The sequence below is a fragment of the Ensifer sp. 1H6 genome, assembly GCF_001976035.1.
GTDB lineage: Bacteria > Pseudomonadota > Alphaproteobacteria > Rhizobiales > Rhizobiaceae > Ensifer > Ensifer canadensis.
The window spans coordinates 1-4,091 of sequence record NZ_MOAI01000068.1 but is presented as its reverse complement, the minus strand read 5'-3'; the positions used below and the strand labels follow the sequence as shown (position 1 = coordinate 4,091).

Here is a 4,091-nt window from a genome sequence, read left to right as displayed (position 1 = left end):
CGCACCGCCGCCGGTCACTCTGGCCACGCCCGCGCCCGCTGCACCGTCGCGCCGCATGATGACTCTGCCTCCTGCCGCATCGGTTGGCCCGGCGGTCCTGACCTCGACGCAGCCGGTCACTTCACTGGTGGCTGCGCCGCCGCATGCCGTTCTCACCGCCGAGGCACCCGCAGTCTCGCACGCCGCCGTTTCGCCGCCCGCGCCGTCGGCTCCCGCTGCAGCGATCCCTCCGGGCACCGTTGGAGACGTCATCCGGGGCATATCCGGCGGGAGGTCACAGGATCCCGAACCGGTCGCCTCCCGCACCGCTGCCGATGACCGCCCGGTCGCACTACCATCGATTGTTCCGGTGCCGAGAGGCCCTGCACCACTGCTGCCCCGCGACGACGCCACGCCGTGGCGGGCAGGGCAGACCCCACGAGGCAAGAGCGCCATCCGTTCTGCGGAGCCACAACAGCCGCCTCAAGTCGAGGTCCACATCGGCACTATCGAAATGGTGATGGACCTGCCGCAGGCCATGCAGCCAGCCCCGGCAACGACTCACAGCCGGGGGATCAGCCTGGATGACTTTCTCGACGGGAGAGCTGGGCGATGAGCAATTCGCTGGCCATATCCGCCGTCAACGCAGCCTTTCTCCGGCGCATTCTGTCGGCGGCCAATGCCGCGGTGCCCAACGCCAAGGTGCGGCTGGGCGCACCGACGGCCAAGCTTGCCGAGGATGCCGCGCCGCTGGTCAATCTTCATCTCTACCGGGTCGAACCCAATGCCGCGCATGCCAACGACCATCTGCCGACGCGCGGCGCCACCGACCTGATGCGCGGCCCCAGCAAGCTGGCGCTGAACCTGCATTACGTCATGAGCTTCTACGGCAATTACGACGCGTTCGAGCCCGACCTGATGCTGGGCGAGGTGATGCTGGCACTGGAGCATGAGCCTCTGCTCAGCAAGACCACGATCCGCAACGCCATAGACGACAACGACGAGCTGGAGGATAGCGATCTGGAGGCAGCGTTGGCCCGGCTGCGGGTGACGCGCCAGCTGATGACGATCGACGATTTCTCGAAGATTTGGTCCATCTTCTACCAGGTACCCTATGCGCTGTCGCTGTCCTACGAGGTCAACCATGTGGTGATCGAGACCTCTGACACACCACCGGTTCCGACCCCGGTGGCGCATCCCGGGCTCTGGGTCTCGCCGATCTCGACGCTCCGGCTCGACGCGGCGGGGGCCGCGCCCGGCAGTATCATCCCGCCGGTCTGGGGCGGTCTCCTCCATGTCGCGGGCAGAGGCTTGGGTAAGCCGGGGCTTCAGCTGGAAGTGGATGGCGGCGGCCTTGTCATGAGCGGGGTGAGGCAATCCGAGACGGCCCTGACGGTGCCGCTGGATGCCCCCACGTTCGGCGGGGCGGAGCTGGCCGTCGGCGTCCACCGGCTTCAGGCGATCGCGCCGAAGATCAGCAACGATCAGCCGGATCGTCTGCGCGCCCGCTCCAACGCGCTGGCCTTCGCGCTCAGCCCGGCCATCGTCGTCGGCGCGATTACCGCGCCGGCCGTGGGCCCACCGCGACCGGGACCGTCGATATCGGGTTCACCCCGTCGATCCGGTCTGACCAGGCGATCCGGTTGCTCCTAGATGCCCGCAACCCGGCGGCGCCGGCGCAAGTCATCCTGCCCGGGCGTGAGCCGGTGGAAGGTGGGCCGAGCGCCGCCTCGCTCACCTTCTCCTTCGCCAATCTGCCGCGCGGCGACTATCTGGTTCGGGCTGATGTCGACGGGCTTTTGAGCCCGGTGACGCTCGGCAGCACCGCAGGCAGCCCGACCTACGGCCAGATCACCGGCCCGGAGCTTTCGCTGTGACCCGCGCCGAACATACCGTGTCCTTGGCCGAGGCCTTCCCGGCGGTACGGGCCTGGCTCGAGCATGGGGCTGCCGCCGACAAGGAGCCGCCCCGGACTGCCGCCTGCGAGCTGGCCGAGACCTTCCGGCTGGATGTGTTCGGGCGCAATATCCTGCTGCTTTGCGCCTATGTCACCCTGGAACCGGACGGGCGTGACATGGTCGCGCGGCTGCTTGACGATCCGCTGATCTCCGCCCCGACGCTGTCGCTGGCGCTGACCCGCCTGCCGGGCGCGAATTGGCAGGGGCTGTCGGCGGAAGCGCCACTGCGCCGGGCGGGACTGGTCCGGATCGAGGGCAACAGCTCGCTGGTCGATGCGCGCCTGCGCCTACCTGACACCGTCCTGTTGCGCCTTCTCGGCGCGCCGTCGCTGGAGGCGGGTGTGTCCGCTTTGCTGCGCCGCATTCCCCGGCCAGCTTCGCTGGCCCCCAACCGCGCCACGTTGGCCCGCGAGATCAGCTCCCGCCTGTCCCTGCCGGACACACCGGTGCTGCATCTGACCGGAGGCGATCCCGAGGGCAAACTTTGCGCCTTTGCCGAGGCCGCTACCGGGATCCGCGCCCTCACCTATGCTCTGAACTCCCAGCTTCTGCCCCAGACGCCCGCCGATCTGGTGGACTTCGCCGCCGGGCTGACGCGGGACATGACGCTTTGCGCCGCGCGGCTGGTGCTGGTGCACGACGACATGGGCGAGACCCGGACCGCCCAGCTCTTTGCCGAAACCTATGGCGGGCCGCTAGCCATCGCCTCGACCGAGCCGATGCGGGTCGGTCATCGGATGGCACTTCGCCTGGAGATGCCGCGCCTGAAGGCCTCCGAGCAGCTTGCTGTGTGGCACAGCGTTCTGGGAGATGACGAAGCCGATCTCGTCCCGGTACTGCCGCGCCTTGCCGTCGCCTTTTGCGTGGCTCCGGAAGTCGCGCGTGCCATCGCCGCCGAAATGTCGCTGGAGAGTAACCGCGATCCGAATCATCTGGCGGCTCGCGCCTGGGCGGCCTGTCGCCGCGCCGCACGGCCCCGAATGGACGACCTGGCCCATCGCGTGGCCTCGCCCGCGGAGTGGGACGACCTGATCCTGCCGCCACGGCAGAAGGATGTGCTGGACAGCATTGTTGCCCAGGTCCGCAACCGCGCACAGGTTTACGAGGACTGGGGCTTCGGCGCGCGGCTCCAGAACAAAGGGTTGGGGGTCTCGGCGCTGTTCTCGGGCCCGTCGGGTGCGGGCAAGTCGATGGCGGGCGAGGTCATCGGCAATGCGCTCGAACTCGATGTCTACCGCGTCGACCTTTCGGCGATGGTGTCGAAATGGGTCGGCGAGACTGAGAAAAACCTGCGCCGTGTTTTCGATGCTGCGGAGGACGGCGGAGTCATTTTGCAATTCGACGAAGCCGATGCGCTCTTTGGGCGCCGGTCCGAGGTCAAGGACAGCCACGACCGCCACGCCAATATTGAGGTGAGCTACCTGCTGCAGCGGCTCGAGGCCTATCGCGGGCTCTGCATCCTGACCACCAACATGCGAGACAATATCGACGAGGCCTTCCTGCGCCGCCTGCGTTTCATCGTCGATTTCCGCTTTCCCAATCTAGCCGAACGCCGTGCAATCTGGATGCGGATCTTTCCCGACGCCCAGCCTCGGGAGGAACTGGACTACGACAAGCTGGCGCAACTCAACCTGGCGGGCGGATCGATCCGCAACATCGCGCTGGGCGCGGCCTTCCTGGCGGCGGACCGAGGTTGCGCGGTGTCGATGGCCGAGATCCTGCAGGTGGCACAGCTTGAATACGACAAGGTTGGCCGGTCCATGACTGATGCCGAACGCGCGGGGTGGCTGCAATGACTGCCGGGTCGCGCATCACACTGCATATCGACCGGCTTCGCGTTCGTGGCGCTCGCGCAGGTGACGCGGCCGCATTGGCCGAGGGGCTGAGGACGGTCCTCATCGCGCAGCTTGCCGCCAATCCCGGCGGGCTGACCGGGCAGGGCGCGGATCACCTGCGTGTGAGCCTGCCGCAGGGGGCCGGTCAGGGGCCTGCCGCGCTCGGGCGCTCGGCCGGCCGACAGATCGCAGGAGCGCTCACCCGCCCGAAAGGAGGCCGCTGATGTCCCTGCACGCGGCCATCCGCGCCCGACGCTCGACGCCCCGCGCAGCGCGCAGCCGCAGCGGCGCGATCGGGCCCGAACCCAGGATGCTGCTG

Annotated in this window: 4 protein-coding genes and 1 pseudogene; 4 read left to right on the top strand and 1 reads right to left on the bottom strand. The window is 68.3% G+C overall.

The window, feature by feature from the left end; translation table 11 throughout:
• A pseudogene (locus BKP54_RS36285) lies at positions 1 to 252 on the bottom strand (hypothetical protein); the annotation flags it as partial.
• A gap of 339 nt (positions 253 to 591) precedes the next feature.
• Between BKP54_RS36285 and BKP54_RS34620 the strand changes: the two are divergent.
• From BKP54_RS34620 to BKP54_RS34605, 4 genes are read left to right on the top strand one after another with little or no spacing between them, the layout of a single operon-like run.
• Entirely contained in the window at positions 592 to 1,632 is a 1,041-nt protein-coding gene (locus tag BKP54_RS34620; RefSeq protein ID WP_084815704.1) for a DUF4255 domain-containing protein, read from the top strand.
• Positions 1,623 to 1,856, top strand: coding sequence for a hypothetical protein (locus tag BKP54_RS34615; protein ID WP_084815703.1), 234 nt, complete (start codon positions 1,623 to 1,625; stop codon positions 1,854 to 1,856). The genes BKP54_RS34620 and BKP54_RS34615 overlap by 10 nt, the downstream gene beginning before the upstream one ends.
• A complete protein-coding gene (locus tag BKP54_RS34610; protein WP_084815702.1) occupies positions 1,853 to 3,733 on the top strand; it encodes an ATP-binding protein in 1,881 nt (626 codons plus the stop codon). The genes BKP54_RS34615 and BKP54_RS34610 overlap by 4 nt, the downstream gene beginning before the upstream one ends.
• Positions 3,730 to 3,996 (top strand): hypothetical protein, encoded by a 267-nt coding sequence (locus BKP54_RS34605; protein WP_084815701.1) that lies wholly within the window; start codon positions 3,730 to 3,732, stop codon positions 3,994 to 3,996. Before BKP54_RS34610 ends, BKP54_RS34605 begins: the two co-directional genes overlap by 4 nt.
• Positions 3,997 to 4,091 lie beyond the last annotated feature (95 nt).